The 14,704-nt window shown below is 65.4% G+C and carries 14 protein-coding genes and 1 tRNA gene; 9 read left to right on the top strand and 6 right to left on the bottom strand.

Features of this window, described 5'->3' with window-relative positions:
- Positions 1 to 31: 31 nt before the first annotated feature.
- Positions 32 to 2,014: an acetate--CoA ligase gene (gene acs / locus AC1Q7H_RS32220; RefSeq protein ID WP_211979952.1), complete on the bottom strand. Its 1,983-nt coding sequence runs from the start codon at positions 2,012 to 2,014 to the stop codon at positions 32 to 34.
- A gap of 284 nt (positions 2,015 to 2,298) precedes the next feature.
- Between acs and AC1Q7H_RS32225 the strand changes: the two genes are divergently transcribed.
- The 4 genes from AC1Q7H_RS32225 to murI all read left to right on the top strand — a co-directional run bounded on the left by AC1Q7H_RS32225 (position 2,299) and on the right by murI (position 6,546).
- Positions 2,299 to 3,258, top strand: coding sequence for a DMT family transporter (locus AC1Q7H_RS32225; RefSeq protein ID WP_013957337.1), 960 nt, complete (start codon positions 2,299 to 2,301; stop codon positions 3,256 to 3,258).
- Positions 3,259 to 3,370: 112 nt separating this feature from the next.
- The gene (locus tag AC1Q7H_RS32230) at positions 3,371 to 3,916 is read left to right on the top strand and encodes a TIGR00645 family protein (protein WP_013957338.1); all 546 of its coding nucleotides are present in this window, start codon (positions 3,371 to 3,373) and stop codon (positions 3,914 to 3,916) included.
- Positions 3,917 to 4,117: 201 nt separating this feature from the next.
- Positions 4,118 to 5,641 carry a fumarate hydratase gene (locus AC1Q7H_RS32235; RefSeq protein WP_010814713.1) on the top strand — a complete coding sequence of 508 codons (1,524 nt, stop codon included), beginning with the start codon at positions 4,118 to 4,120 and terminating at the stop codon, positions 5,639 to 5,641.
- Between the two features lie 95 nt (positions 5,642 to 5,736).
- Positions 5,737 to 6,546 (top strand): glutamate racemase, encoded by an 810-nt coding sequence (gene murI, locus AC1Q7H_RS32240; protein ID WP_211979954.1) that lies wholly within the window; start codon positions 5,737 to 5,739, stop codon positions 6,544 to 6,546.
- Positions 6,547 to 6,619: 73 nt separating this feature from the next.
- On the opposite strand, the gene AC1Q7H_RS32245 is transcribed toward murI, so the two are convergent.
- Positions 6,620 to 8,920: an AAA family ATPase gene (locus AC1Q7H_RS32245; protein WP_013957341.1), complete on the bottom strand. Its 2,301-nt coding sequence runs from the start codon at positions 8,918 to 8,920 to the stop codon at positions 6,620 to 6,622.
- A 486-nt stretch (positions 8,921 to 9,406) separates the two neighbouring features.
- Between AC1Q7H_RS32245 and AC1Q7H_RS32250 the strand changes: the two genes are divergently transcribed.
- From AC1Q7H_RS32250 to AC1Q7H_RS32265, 4 genes are all read left to right on the top strand, one after another.
- Positions 9,407 to 10,066 (top strand): energy transducer TonB, encoded by a 660-nt coding sequence (locus AC1Q7H_RS32250; protein ID WP_013957342.1) that lies wholly within the window; start codon positions 9,407 to 9,409, stop codon positions 10,064 to 10,066.
- 62 nt (positions 10,067 to 10,128) lie between these two features.
- On the top strand, positions 10,129 to 10,857 hold the full coding sequence (locus tag AC1Q7H_RS32255) for a MotA/TolQ/ExbB proton channel family protein (protein ID WP_013957343.1): 729 nt from the start codon (positions 10,129 to 10,131) through the stop codon (positions 10,855 to 10,857).
- A gap of 21 nt (positions 10,858 to 10,878) precedes the next feature.
- A complete protein-coding gene (locus AC1Q7H_RS32260; RefSeq protein WP_013957344.1) occupies positions 10,879 to 11,292 on the top strand; it encodes an ExbD/TolR family protein in 414 nt (137 codons plus the stop codon).
- Positions 11,293 to 11,532: 240 nt separating this feature from the next.
- Entirely contained in the window at positions 11,533 to 11,862 is a 330-nt protein-coding gene (locus AC1Q7H_RS32265) for a hemin uptake protein HemP (protein WP_211979955.1), read from the top strand.
- A 274-nt stretch (positions 11,863 to 12,136) separates the two neighbouring features.
- Here the strand turns inward: AC1Q7H_RS32265 and AC1Q7H_RS32270 are convergent, their stop codons facing one another.
- The 3 genes from AC1Q7H_RS32270 to AC1Q7H_RS32280 all read right to left on the bottom strand — a co-directional run bounded on the left by AC1Q7H_RS32270 (position 12,137) and on the right by AC1Q7H_RS32280 (position 13,620).
- Positions 12,137 to 12,544, bottom strand: a complete 408-nt coding sequence (locus tag AC1Q7H_RS32270) for a heme-binding protein (protein ID WP_041228012.1) — start codon at positions 12,542 to 12,544, stop codon at positions 12,137 to 12,139.
- 158 nt (positions 12,545 to 12,702) lie between these two features.
- Complete coding sequence (locus tag AC1Q7H_RS32275) at positions 12,703 to 12,996, bottom strand: hypothetical protein (RefSeq protein ID WP_211979956.1); 294 nt, start codon at positions 12,994 to 12,996, stop codon at positions 12,703 to 12,705.
- 276 nt (positions 12,997 to 13,272) lie between these two features.
- Positions 13,273 to 13,620: a hypothetical protein gene (locus AC1Q7H_RS32280; RefSeq protein ID WP_013957348.1), complete on the bottom strand. Its 348-nt coding sequence runs from the start codon at positions 13,618 to 13,620 to the stop codon at positions 13,273 to 13,275.
- Between the two features lie 162 nt (positions 13,621 to 13,782).
- On the opposite strand from AC1Q7H_RS32280, the gene AC1Q7H_RS32285 reads away from it, so the two are divergent.
- A tRNA-Leu gene (locus AC1Q7H_RS32285) sits at positions 13,783 to 13,869 on the top strand.
- A 70-nt stretch (positions 13,870 to 13,939) separates the two neighbouring features.
- On the opposite strand, the gene AC1Q7H_RS32290 is transcribed toward AC1Q7H_RS32285, so the two are convergent.
- On the bottom strand, positions 13,940 to 14,704 hold a 765-nt coding region (locus AC1Q7H_RS32290; protein ID WP_492382142.1), incomplete at its 5' end, for an IS4 family transposase.

Raw genomic sequence — 14,704 nt, forward strand, 5'->3', positions numbered from 1 at the left:
TCAAGGGCTCGATCGGGCCGAAGCTAGACGATCACTGCGCCTGCTTGAGCTGCTCCAGGATGGCCGGATTCTCCAGCGTCGAGGTGTCCTGCGTGATCTCCTCTCCCTTGGCCAGCGACCGCAGCAGGCGCCGCATGATCTTGCCCGAGCGCGTCTTGGGCAGGTTGTCGCCGAAGCGGATGTCCTTGGGCTTGGCGATCGGACCGATCTCCTTGCCGACCCAGTTGCGCAGCTCGGTGGCGATCTTGACGGCCTCTTCGCCAGTCGGACGCGAACGCTTGAGCACGACGAAGGCGCAGATGGCCTCGCCGGTCATGTCGTCGGGGCGGCCCACCACGGCCGCTTCGGCCACCAGCGGGTTGGACACCAGTGCCGACTCGATCTCCATCGTGCCCATGCGGTGGCCCGACACGTTCAGCACGTCGTCGATGCGGCCCATGATGGTGAAGTAGCCGGTGTCCTTGTCGCGGATCGAGCCATCGCCGGCCAGGTAGAGCTTGCCGCCGAGCTCTTCGGGGAAGTAGCTCTTCCTGAAGCGCTCCGGATCGCCCCAGATGGTGCGGATCATGGCCGGCCACGGGCGCTTGACCACCAGGATGCCGCCGTTGCCGTTGGGCACGTCATGGCCGGTCTCGTCGACGATGGCGGCCATGATGCCCGGCAGCGGCAGCGTGCACGAGCCCGGCACTAGCGGCGTCGCGCCCGGCAGCGGCGTGATCATGTGGCCGCCGGTCTCGGTCTGCCAGAAGGTGTCGACGATCGGGCAGCGCTCGTTGCCGATGTTCTTGTAGTACCACATCCACGCTTCCGGATTGATCGGCTCGCCCACGGTGCCCAGCAGGCGCAGGCTGGACAGGTCATATTGCTTCGGGTGGATCTTGTCGTCGGCCTCGGCGGCCTTGATCAGCGAGCGGATCGCGGTGGGCGCGGTGTAGAAGATGCTGACCTTGTGGCGCGCGATCATGTCCCAGAAGCGGCCGGCGTTCGGGTAGGTCGGCACGCCCTCGAACACCACCTGGGTGGCGCCGGCGGCGAGCGGGCCGTAGGCGATATAGGTGTGGCCGGTGACCCAGCCGATGTCGGCGGTACACCAGAACAGGTCGTCGGGCTTGATGTCGAAGCTCCACTTCATCGTCATCAGCGCCCACAGCAGGTAACCGCCGGTGCTGTGCTGCACGCCCTTGGGCTTGCCGGTGGAGCCGGACGTGTAGAGCACGAACAGCGGGTGTTCAGCGCTGACCGGCTCGGCCTCGCAGGTATCCGGCTGGCCGGCGCTGACGTCTTCCATCCAGCGGTCGCGGCCTTCGGTCCAGGCAACCTTGCCGCCGGTGCGGCGGTAGACGATCACGTTCCTGACGGCCTCGCAGCCGCCCAGCGCCAGCGCATCGTCGGCAATCGCCTTCAGCGGCAGGGCCTTGCCGCCGCGCATCTGCTCGTCGGCGGTAATCAGCGCCACCGCGCCCACGTCCACCAGCCGCTCCTGCAGCGACTTGGCCGAGAAGCCGCCGAACACGACCGAGTGCGTGGCGCCCAGGCGCGCGCAGGCCTGCATCGCGACCACGCCTTCGACCGACATCGGCATGTAGATCACCACGCGGTCGCCCTTCTTGATGCCAAGCGCCTTCAGGCCGTTGGCAAAGCGGCACACCTTGCCGTGCAGCTCGCGGTAGGTGACGCGGGTCACGGTGCCGTCGTCGGCCTCGAACACGATCGCGACCTTGTCCGCATTGCCGTTCTGCAGGTTGCGGTCCAGGCAGTTGTAAGAGGCGTTGAGCTCGCCGTCTTCGAACCACTTGTAGAACGGTGCGTTGCTTTCGTCCAGCACCTTGGTGAAGGGCTTGTTCCAGTGCAGCAACTCGCGCGCATGGCGCGCCCAGAAGCCTTCATAGTCGCGCTCGGCTTCGTCGCACAGGGCGCGGTAGGCCTCCATGCTGGGGATCGCGGCCTGGCTGGCGAAGCCTTCAGGCGGGTTGAACACGCGATGCTCTTGCATCACCGATTCGATGGCGGACATAGGCTTGTCTCCTGATTTTGGAATGGCTTTGGCTGCCAAGTTACGCCCGACGGCTTACTTAAACCTGACGGTGGGCCCAGGGGTGTGCCTGCAACTTGTTGCAATGCAGCGGGAAAAGTCCCCGCACGCGTTGCGAAAGTGCAGCCTTCTCCATTAGGCTAGCACAGCTATAATGCCGCGAGTTCCATACCTGAATGCGGCGCTTACCCTTGCCGCTCCCGCCGGCTCAGCATCTGCCGCGCCAAAGCGCCGCGGCGCCCTGCCGGACGACCAAGGCCGTACCCGTGCCCGCCAATCCTTCAGCATTCTCCCCGGTCTACGCCCTCTTCCTGATCGCCTCGATGGCGCTGGTCGGCAGCAATGTCGGACTCGGCAAATCGATCATCGCGCATGTGCCGGTGCTGCTGTTCGCGCTGCTGCGCTTTATCATCGCCATCGTCTGCCTGGCGCCGTGGTACCGGCCCGCGCGCATGCGCCTGGTCTCGCGCAGGGAATGGCTGAACCTGTTCCTGCAGGCGTTCTTCGGCACCTTCCTGTTTACGCTGCTAATGCTCAATGGCGTGCGGCTGACCAGCGCCATGGCTGCCGGCGTGATCACCAGCACCATTCCCGCCACGGTGGCGATCCTGTCGTGGCTGCTGCTGCGCGAGCGGCTGTCGCGGCGCACGGTGGCGTCGGTGCTGCTGGCGATGACCGGCATCGCGGTGCTGAACATCGCCCGGGGCGATGCGCACGGTGCCGGCAGCGGCAGCCAGGCATGGCTGGGCAACCTGATGATCCTGGGCGCGGTGGTATGCGAGTCGATCTACGTAATCCTGTCGCGCCGGCTCACGCAGACCCTGGCCGCGATCGAGATCTGCGCCTACACGCACCTGATCGGCGGGCTGCTGATGCTGCCGCTGGGGCTGGTCCCGCTGCTGAGCTTCGATGCCGCCACGGTGCCGGCGCAGACCTGGCTGATGCTGCTGTGGTATGCGCTCTCAGCCAGCGTGTTCTCGTTCTGGCTGTGGATGAAGGGCATCCGCCATGTGCCGGCGCAGCTGGCGGGGGTGTTCACCTCGGTGCTGCCGGTGGCGGCTGCCACCTACGGCATCGTCTTCCTGGGCGAGCAGCCGGGCTGGCCCCATGGGGTGGCGCTGGCGTGCGTGCTGGCCGGGATCGTGCTGGCCAGCTGGCCGGGGCGGATCGCGCGCGGCGCGTGGCGCGGCAAGGCGGCCGGCGCCGATCCTGGCGCCGCGGGTTGAGCCACGCCGGCGACGAACGGTAACGGTATTCGGCTACGGTCGGTAACGCCGCCCAGTCATCGGCGCTTGGTACAATCCACGCCGATTTTCAACTCGCCGACACCGCCCGCCAATGGCCTCCAATCCCATCACCGCCAAGCCGCAGACCCTGCGGCCGATCCCGAGCATCATCTTCGCGTCGCGCTGGCTGCAGTTGCCGCTTTACCTGGGCCTGATCGTTGCCCAGGGCGTCTATGTCTACCACTTCCTGGTTGAAGTCTGGCACCTGCTGGCGCATGTGACCGAGTTCGACGAGAGCAAGATCATGCTGGTGGTGCTGGGCCTGATCGACGTGGTGATGATTTCCAACCTGCTGATCATGGTGATCGTGGGCGGCTATGAGACCTTCGTCTCGCGGCTGGGCATCGACAACCACCCGGACGAGCCGGAATGGCTGGACCACGTCAACGCCGGCGTGCTCAAGGTCAAGCTGTCGATGGCGCTGATCGGGATTTCGTCGATCCACCTGCTCAAGACCTTCATCGATGCCGAGCAGCGCACGACGCATACCATCATGTGGCAGGTGGCCATCCATATTGCCTTCCTGCTGTCGGCGGTCGCCATGGCCTGGGTGGATCGGATGGTGACACATCCGGTCGGCGCACATGATAAGCATTAATCACATTAACGCGCCATCGGACACCTAGTCCCAGCCAGACCGCGGCCATGTGCCGCGGTTTTTGCTTTTGGGCCCGCCCCCACGCAACTAGCGGCGCTTGCCGCACATTATCGGCTGTGGACGGATGTATGCAGCCGGGCAGACCGCCGCGGCTCAGTGTATGATTTGCGGCTGTGTTTCACCGCTGCCCACCCCCACAAAATGACTGTCATCAAGCAAGAAGACCTCATCCAGAGCGTCGCCGACTCCCTGCAGTACATCAGCTACTACCACCCGATGGACTACATCACCAGCCTGGGCCGCGCCTATGAGCTGGAGCAGAGCCCGGCGGCCAAGGACGCGATCGCGCAGATCCTGACCAACAGCCGCATGTGCGCCGAGGGCAAGCGCCCGATCTGCCAGGACACCGGCATCGTCACGATCTTCGTCAAGGTGGGGATGGACGTGCGCTGGGACGGCGCCACCATGGGCCTGACCGACATGATCAACGAGGGTGTGCGCCGCGGCTACACGCACCCCGACAACGTGCTGCGCGCGTCGATCGTCAGCCCGCCCGAAGGCGGCCGCAAGAACACCAAGGACAACACCCCGGCGGTGATCCACTACGAAGTGGTGCCGGGCAACACCGTCGACATCCAGGTCGCGGCCAAGGGCGGCGGCTCGGAGAACAAGTCCAAGTTCGTGATGCTGAACCCGTCGGACTCGATCGTCGACTGGGTGCTGAAGACCGTGCCGACCATGGGCGCCGGCTGGTGCCCGCCGGGCATGCTGGGCATCGGCATCGGCGGCACCGCCGAGAAGGCCATGGTGATGGCCAAGGAATCGCTGATGGAGTCCATCGACATCCAGGACATCATCGCCCGCGGCCCGAAGGACTGGGTCGAGGAACTGCGCGTCGAGCTGTACGAGAAGGTCAACGCGCTCGGCATCGGCGCGCAGGGCCTGGGCGGCCTGGCCACCGTGCTGGACGTCAAGATCATGGCCTGCCCGACGCACGCCGCGTCCAAACCGGTCGCGATGATCCCCAACTGCGCCGCCACCCGCCACGTGCACTTCACGCTGGACGGCAGCGGCCCGGCCAAGCTGGAAGCGCCTGACCTGTCGCAATGGCCGAAGGTCGAGTGGGCACCGAACACCGAGACCTCCAAGCGCGTCGACCTGAACACGCTGACGCCGGAAGAAGTCGCCTCGTGGAAGCCGGGCCAGACCCTGCTGCTCAACGGCAAGATGCTGACCGGCCGCGACGCCGCGCACAAGCGCATCGCCGACATGCTGGCCAAGGGCGAGAAGCTGCCGGTGGACTTCAAGAACCGCGTGATCTACTACGTCGGCCCGGTCGATCCGGTGCGCGACGAGGCCGTTGGCCCGGCCGGCCCCACCACCGCCACGCGCATGGACAAGTTCACCGAGATGATGCTGGCCGAAACCGGCCTGATCTCGATGATCGGCAAGGCCGAGCGCGGCCCGGTGGCGATCGAGGCCATCAAGAAGCACAAGTCGGCCTACCTGATGGCCGTGGGCGGCGCCGCCTACCTGGTGGCCAAGGCGATCAAGGAGGCCAAGGTGGTCGGCTTCGAAGACCTCGGCATGGAAGCGATCTACGAGTTCGACGTCAAGGACATGCCGGTGACGGTTGCGGTGGACAGCGAAGGCACCTCGGTGCACAAGACTGGCCCGGCCGAATGGCAAGCCAAGATCGGCAAGATCCCGGTCGCTGCGCTGTAAGCAAGGCAACGCGGTAGAATCTGCCGTCGCGCTCGAAGAAAGCCGGGTTCCGACCCGGCTTTTTTCTGCCCAATTTTCTGTTGCCCTCCCCTCCCGTGAACCCCGCACCCATCGGCGTCTTCGATTCCGGCCTCGGCGGCCTGTCCGTGCTGCGCGAGATCCGCGCGCTGCTGCCCCATGAATCGCTGCTGTACCTGGCGGATTCAAAATACGCGCCCTATGGCGAGAAGCCCGAGGCCTTTGTCGAGGCGCGCACGCTGCAGGCCTGCGAATGGCTGCTCGGCCAGGGTTGCAAGGCGCTGGTGATCGCCTGCAATACCGCCACCATGCATGCGGTGCAGGCGCTGCGCGAGCGGCTGACGGTGCCGATCATCGGCGTCGAGCCGGGCCTGAAGCCCGCCGCCGCGGCCAGCCGCAGCAAGGTCGTAGGCGTGCTGGCCACCGCCAATACGCTCAAGAGCGCCAAGTTCGCACGGCTGCTGGCATCGCTGGAAGGCGAAAGCCACTTCCTGTGCGAGGCGGGCCTGGGACTGGTGTCGCTGATCGAGCAAGGCGAGACCGACGGCCCGGCCGTGCGCCAGCGCCTGGACGCCTACCTGACGCCCATGCTGGAGGCCGGCGCCGACACGCTGGTGCTGGGCTGCACCCACTACCCTTTTCTCTCCCGCACGATCCGGGCGATGGTTGGCGACCAGCTGGCACTGGTCGACACCGGCAGCGCCATTGCGCGCCAGCTGGCGCGCAAGCTGGCCGAACACAAGCTCGCCGCCGCGCCAGATGGCACCCCTCACGACCGCTTTGCCTCCACCAAGGACGCCGCGCACCTGCGTGCGATGGCAGCCACGCTGCTGCAGGTGGAAGCGGATGCGGAAACGGTGGTGATCGAGCCGGCGCCGGCGCTCTGACCGGCGCCCTTAGAACCCATTTCATAATGAAGAAGGGGCGCATGCGTCCCCTTCTTCATTATGAAATGGGTTCTTACTGCAGGAAGCCCAGTGGCCGGTGCTCCCGCACCTCGGGCTTGATCGCGTGTTCCTGGCGCAGCTGTGCCAGGAACTCATCCGGCGTCAGCGCCTCGCCCAACAGCACGCACTGGCGCTTGACCGTGGCGAAGTCGCCCGGCGTCAGGCAATCCATCATATCCAGCTCACGGCGCATGCTGTCGGTCAGGCCGGCGGCGTCGCCGTCAAGCGCCTCGTCGACAAACATCGCCACGCGCTGCGCGGGCTTGAGGGCCAGGAAGCGGATCTTGAACGAGAAGCGGCGCAGCGCGGCCTCGTCGATGCGATCGAACAGGTTGGTGGTGCAGATAAAGATGCCGTTGAAGCGCTCCATGCCCTGCAGCATCTCGTTGACCTCGGAGATCTCATAGTTGCGCACCGCCTGCTGGCGGCTCTGCATGAAGCTGTCGGCCTCGTCCAGCAGCAGCACCGCCCCATCCTCTTCGGCGCGCGCAAACATGGCGGCGATCTGCTGCTCGGTCTCGCCCACATATTTGCTCATCAGGTCGGAGGCGCGGCGGATCATCAGCGGCAGGTCCAGCTCGGCCGCGATATGCTCGGCCAGCGCGGTCTTGCCGGTGCCGGGCGGGCCGTAGAAGCACAGCGTGCCGCGCTGGCGCACGCGCAGCGCGTCGACGATCTTGACCACCTCGTAGCGGGTTTCCAGGTGCAGGTTTTCCAGCCGGTAGTGCGTGACCACCGGCCGCGCCTCGGCCTCGGGGCGCAGCCCCATGGCGCGGTCGGCGTGTTCCAGCTGGCGCAGGATCAGCGCTTCCACCGGCTCTTCCACGTCGGGCCGCGCCAGCTCGACGAAGCGCGCGGCCGACTGCACCTGTGCCGGCGTCAGCGTCTTGCGCCCGGCCAGCCCGGTGATAAAGGCGTCGCTGACATCCAGCCCGCCCAGGTGCTTGCGGATGATGTTCTCGCGCACCAGTGGCGGCGGAATCTTCAACTCCAGGTGGAACTGGAAGCGGCGCAGGTAAGCGGGGTCGATCTGGCGGATCGAATTGGAGATCCAGATCACCGGCACCGGGTTCTGCTCGAGCGTCTGGTTGACCCAGGCCTTGCCGTTCACCGAGGCGCGCGTGTCTTCCTGGCCGAACAGGCTCATCAGCTCGCGCGCGCTGCCGGGGAAGACGTCTTCCACCTCATCGAACAGCAGCGCGGTATGGGCACGCCCGCGCAGGAAGGCCTGCGACACCTGCAGCGAGCGGTAGCGGTCCTTGCCCGACAGGCTGTTGCCGTCGCGGTCCAGGCAATCGACTTCGTACAGCTCGCAGCCCGCCTCGCGCGCGAGCAGCCGCGCAAACTCAGTCTTGCCGGTACCGGGCGGGCCATAGATCAGCACGTTGACGCCGCTGGCGTGCTGGCGCGTGGCATTGCTCAGCAGCGCGCACAGGTAGCGCGCGTCGGTCTCGACATGGGGATAGTCGGCAGTGGTCAGCGTGGGCGGCGCGGCCGGGCGGGTGAAGACCGCCATCATCTCGGCCTCATTGGCGTAATTGCCCAGCAGCACGTGCAGCAGCCGATCGGACAGCCGCATCAGGTCGCCCAGGTCGGTCACGCTGTTTTCCGGCAGCGGCTGCTCGATCAGGTTCAGCGTCTCCAGCCGCGAGCCGGGCCGCAGCGAGGCGGCCACGTCGGCCGCGCCGGCGCCGGTCAGCCCGGCCAGGATCTGGAACGCTTCCTGGCTGTGCGCCACCTTGCAGTCGACCATCACCGCGCGCAGGTCGCGCTTGTACTTGGCCAGCGCCGCGTACAGCAGCAGCTTGCGCTCGTGCTCGGGCAGGTCCAGCACACGGCTGAGCATGTCGATATTGCGCACCAGCAGCACGCGCTCGCCTTCCAGCCGCTGGGCGATGGCCGCGGCCGACGCGTCGAACACGGCGAACATGTCCTTGGCGTGGTGCTTGACGTACTCGTCCAGGTAATAGAACAGCGCGCTTTCATCGAACGCACTGTTCCACTGGCCGTGGCGGTCCAGGAATTCCTCAGGGGTCAGGCGGGCGGTGCCCTTCCAGGCGGGCATGTCGGCGCAGCGCGCGGCCAGGAAGCGCTGCACGCGCAGCACCACGCCGTACGGCCAAACCATCTCCTGCGCGCTGACGGTCAGGACATCGTTGATATTGCTGCGCAGGTTGAAGCGCGGGCCCAGTGCGCAGACCACGCGCAGGGCAAACTGGGCGCACATCCAGTCCAATGCTGAGCTGGACGATGTGCCAGGCATGGAGCGCAGAATCGTCGATCGGTCATCTTCAGCAAAACGTGTGAAGTCCATGGACGGGTCCCCGAGCGCGCTGTGCGCGATGGCGGGGCCGCGACCGGCGCACCGCCACGTCTGCAGTTTCTTCCTATGCTAGCGCGCTTTGGTGCCAACCGCGCATCCCCGTGCGCAACGGGCGCCGGCGATTGTGGCCTGGGGCACCGAAGCGCAGCCAAGTGCCAGAGCGCGCCAGCGCGCGTGCACCACTGCATCACCTCCCGAAATGCTGCCTGGACTTGCCGGTATAACGTGCCGGGGCAGAAAATTCCAGTTGCGACGCACAAATCACAACAAATAAGAATCATTATCGTTTATACTGGCCAGCTGACACGCTGCCCCAGAGTGGCGCTCCCACGGCAACCCAGTTGAAGGAGCGTTTATCATGGAATTGCTGCTTAGCCTGCTGGTCGGTTGCGGCATCTCGCTAATCCTGTTTTATCGCAAGTGACGGCGCACAGCGCCGCTGCGGTGCCACCGCTGGCAGACTTTTGTTGTTGACACATGTTCGACCAACGCTTCCTCAAGATTACGCTCGCCGTACTGCTGTTCCACGTCGGCCTGCTCTACCTGATCCAAAGCGGCCTGGGCCGCAAGCTGACCGAGGCGGTGATCTCGCCGGAAATCGTCGCGCGCATCATCCCGCTGGAGCCTCCCAAGCAGGAAGCCCCGCCGGAGCCGCCCAAACCCAAGCCCAAGCAGGAAACCCCGCCCAAACAGGTGAGGGTGACCACGCCCAAGCCCACCCCGCCGCAGCCCAAGCCAACCCCGCAGCCGGTAGCCAGCCTGCCGCCGACGCCGAACGCGCCCGAGGCCCCGCCCGCGCCGCCGGCACCCCCAGCACCGGCCGCTGAGCCCGCCCCGGCACCGGTATCCGCCGCGCCGCGCGCAGTCGGCATCGGCGAAATCCAGTGCACGCCGCCGCAACCGAAGTATCCTTCCCAGTCACGCCGCATGGGCGAGACCGGCAAGGCCGTGGTGCGCCTGACCACCGACGAAAGCGGCAAGGTCGTGAAGACTTCCGTCGTATCCTCGAGCGGTTCGTCGCGCCTGGACCAGGCCGCCGTGGAAGCCGTGCAGTCCATGCGCTGCAAGCCTTACCTGGACAACGGCCGCGCCGTCGCCGTCACGGCCCAGCAGCCGATCGGCTTCGAACTGAACTGACCGCCCCAGATTTCCGATCTCTGATCTGACTTAAACCAAGCGAACTCACCAGGAACCAACACATGCAGGACCTCGGACTCTCCCACCTCTGGACGCAAGGCGACTTCGTCATGCGTGCGACCGCGATCATTCTGCTGATCATGTCGCTCGCCTCATGGATCGTGATCCTTACCAAGGCGTGGGATCTGGTGCGCCTGAAGAAGATGGCGCACGGCGCGGAAAAGCGCTTCTGGCACTCGGACGATTTCGACCACGCGCTCGAAACCCTGGGCGCCAGCGATGCCAACCCGTTCCGCACGCTGGCCATCGCCGGCAAGGAAGCCGCCCAGCACCATCGCGCCAGCCAGCCGCAGCTGCACGACGTGATGGACATCTCCGACTGGCTGACCCGTTCGCTCAAGAGCTCCATCGATGATTCGGTGGCGCACATGCAGTCGGGTCTGGCAGTGCTGGCCTCGGTGGGCTCGACCGCACCGTTCGTCGGCCTGTTCGGCACCGTGTGGGGCATCTACCACGCGCTGATCGGCATCGGCGCCTCGGGCGTGCCGACCATCGACAAGGTTGCCGGCCCCGTGGGCGAGGCGCTGATCATGACCGCCTTTGGCCTGGCCGTGGCGATTCCCGCCGTGCTGGGCTATAACGCCCTTACCCGCGGCAACAAGTCGGTGATCTCGAAGCTCAACCGCTTTGCCCACGACCTGCACGCCTACTTCGTCACCGGCGCGCGCGTGCGCCCCACCGGCGCCCGCACCGAAGACGGCACCGTGCGCCTGGCCGCGGCACAGCGCTAAACCGCTAGCAAGGAAGTCATCATGGCATTCGGTACTCTCGACAGCGACGACGACGAGGTGATGAGCGAGATCAACATGACGCCACTGGTCGACGTCATGCTGGTGCTGCTGATTATCTTCATCATCACCATCCCCGTGATCAACCACGCGGTGAAGATCGACCTGCCGCGCGCCACCAACACCCCGAACGACCCGAAGCCGCAGAGCATCAACGTCTCGATCGACGCCAGTGGCAAGGTCTTCTGGAACCAGGTGGAAGTGGACCAGGCCACGCTGGAAAGCAATATCGCGCTGGCCGCGCAGCAGCAGCCGCAGCCTGAGCTGCACCTGCGCGCGGACCGCGAGGTGCGCTACGAGCGCGTGGCCGAGGTCATGGCCGCCGCGCAGCACGGCGGCCTGGGCAAGATCGGCTTTATCACCGAACCCAAGCAGTAGGCGGGCGCCACCAGGCGCTCCGGAACGGCAAAGGGCACCTCAGGGTGCCCTTTGCCGTTGATGCCGCCGATTCGTGCGACCAGCCTGCGCTGCGTCGTCGCCGCGGCCCCTTCCCCGCCGCTCATGGTCGTTCCGCGAATCTTAGTCGGAAGCTATTGTAATGATAACGATTCTTATTTAATATCTTTCCATCGACTGCGCCATGACCGGCGCGCCCTTTTTGCAGAACGGAGCCAGAAGATGAGCACACTTTCCCTGCCGCTGTCGCAACCGCGTGAAGTCACCCGCCGCCGGCTGTCGCTGCGCCGCGTCGAGGTCGCCGCGCAACCGCGCCGCGAGGCCAGCGCGAAGGCAGCACCGTCGACCATCGCATCCGTGAAGTCCGCGGTAGCGGCCCTGCCCGCCCGGCTGGAGGCACTGGTGCGCGACAGCCTGTCGCCGGCACCTGCCGGCGAGCCGGTGGCCCTGGACGCCATCATGCACGGCGCCAGCACCCTGCCGATCCTGCACAACGGCGAGGTCTACACGCTGCGCGTCACGCGCTACGGCAAGCTGATCCTGACGAAATGACGCGGCCCTGGGGCGCGATACCGCAAGGTTGAAGCCAGAGGGAAGCGATCGAGACCCGCGTTGGGCGCGGGTGCCACGTACGTGGCAGTAAAAACTCTTGTGGGGACCACCTCGGAACGAGGTGTTGGGGCAGTAGCCAGGTACTGGTGTCGCGGGCGGGATTCAGACCCCACGCCGGACCGACCGTACCCAGCCATGCCCTCTTTTATGCCGCCCCGCAGGCCATGCCTGCGGGGCATTTTCATGTGCCGGCACAGTGGCCGGCGCAAGGGCTTTACAGGCCCAGTGCAGCGATGCCGGCACGCGCGATCTGCGCGTCTTCGGTCGACTTCACGCCCGACACGCCCACGGCACCGACCACCTGATCGTTGCAGACGATGGGCACGCCGCCCTCCAGCATGCCTTGCAGCACCGGCGCCGTCATGAACGAGTAGCGGCCGTTGTTGATCATGTCTTCGTAGACCTTCGACTCACGACGGCCCAGCGACGAGGTACGGGCCTTCTCGCCGGCAATGTAGGCCGAGATCGGAGCGGCACCATCCAGGCGCTGCATCGCCAGCATATGGCCGCCATCGTCCACCACGACGATCGACACGGCCCATTGATGATTCTTCGCCTCGGTTTCCGCTGCGGCCATGATCTTCTTCACGTCGTCTGCCGTCAGAACCGTCTTTTGCTGCATGCCACTCTCCTGGTCATTCATTTGGTTGAGGCCGAAGTATAGCGCCGCGCCCCGGCCATCGTCATGACAGGCGCCCCGTTGCGGTGCGCCGGGGCACGGGCAAAAACAAGAATGGCCCGCGTTCAGCGGGCCATTCATCATGCACGGACAACAGCGATTCAGGCGCCGTCTGTGAACGGATCCGGCTTGCCCATGCGTGCGCCGTCGGTAAACGGATCGGGCTTGCCGATGCGCGCGCCATCGGTGAACGGATCGGGCTTGCCGAGGCGGGCACCGTCGGTGAACGGATCCACCTTGCCCATCTTGGCACCATCGGTGTATGGGTCCGTCTTGCCGACCCTGGAGCCGTCCAGGTATGGATCGACCTTGCCGACGGAGGCAAATGCGGAGGTGGAAAGCGCGCCCAGCGCGGCCAGCGCTGCGACGGCAGCAACGGCTTGTGTGATCTTCATGGATATTCCCCTTGCTATTCTTTGGTTGGCGGAGGCACCGTGCAGCACTTTGGGGCGCCGTCATCACGATGTCACGATAACAGTTTAGGGGGAAACCCTTACATCGATAGAGGGGATGCTTTGAGCAGTCTGTTCAAATAATTTGACTACTCTGAGCAAGGGGGCGAATTTCCGGGAACTGGCTCCAGCGCCTCATGTCGCAGTGCGGCAGGAAAAAGGAAGGGGCCCCCGGAGGGCCCCTTCTCTTTCAAAAAGCTTGCGTAGATCGAACGACGATCAGTCGTCGCGCCAACGGCCGTGACCATGACCATGGCCACGATAGTATCCCGGCGGGCCATAGTAGCCGCGGTGGCCGCCGTAATAACGCGGCGGGCCGTAGTAGCCAGGACCGTAGTAGACCGGACGCGGGCGTACCACCACCGGGGGCGGGCCGTAGTAGACCGGCGCAGGCGCCACCACGACAGGCGGCGGTGCATAGTAAGCCGGGGCCGGCGGATAGTAGGCCGGCGCGCCAACCACCACGCCCGGCACCCCAATTGCCACGCCGACGCTCACATGGGCCATTGCTGCCCCGGACGCAAGCCCGGCTGCGACACCGAATGCTGCGAGCCACCAACGTTTCATATCCGCCTCTCAAAGTGAGATTTCTCTTACTCCGTATTGTAGGGCTTCGGAATTTTCCAGGTGCAACGGCGAGGTCGACATTGTTACCAGCCGTAACAGTGGCGTCACATTTTTCGCGCTTGCATCCGGGATGCGGAGCCACCACAATACCGGGCTTGCCGTGCGGCCGTGGAGAAATTGGTAGACTCAGCAGACTTAAAATCTGCCGCCTTTCCAGGCTTACGGGTTCGAGTCCCGTCGGCCGCACCAGGGCGTACAGCCGCCCACCCCTTCGGCTCCCGGCCCCAAACAAAAAAGGGGGCCATCGCCCTAATGCCGTTCAGTTAAGGTCCTTTCTGAGGAACCGGACGGTGTAGCGCTTAGGCAGGGCTTTGACCACGCGGGGGCACTTACGCCCCCGTCGTTTTTGGACGATCGCCAACTGAAGTTTGGCCCGCATGCGCTGCAGATGGGCCGGCAGCTTGCCTGGGGCCATGCCGGCTGCCCAGGTCAGTTCGCCCTGTATCAGGCGCAAGGCCAGCACAAAGCTCAGGTCGGTAGGCTCGACGCGGGCCTCGAGCGCAGCCTTGGCCATCTCCAGACGCACCAGGTTGTACGCAATCAGTGCCCCCCAGATTTCCTGATGCACGCCCTCAGGCTGGCGGCTGCGCAAGGTCAGTTCGGCCCCGAGCATCGTCTGCTTCAGTTCCCGATAGCTGGTTTCGATTTCCCAACGGCGCCGGTAGCACGCAAGGATATCGGCGGCCTTGAAGCGCCGACGGTCCGTCAACGAGGTCAACAGGACGCGCTCTGACTCCTCGTCCCGGATCGCGCGAGCTGTCCAGGTCTCTGGCAAGGCTGGATTCTTGCGGCGAGCCTGAGGGGAGACCTTCATCTGAACGATGCCATCATCCGCACTGCCTGAGAGCAGCTCCCACTGCAGATTCTTTTTCGCTGGGATCAGGAAGTGGCGCTCGCTGCCGCCCATGCGCAATCCCCACAGGATCTCTGCGGCCAGAAAGCCTTTATCAAAGATCGTCAGCGAATCATCCGGGATCCGCTCAATAAGCGGCTTGGCATAGAGCATCTCATTGCAGCCGTAACG

Source organism: Cupriavidus sp. GW823-FHT06D04 (assembly GCF_058795055.1).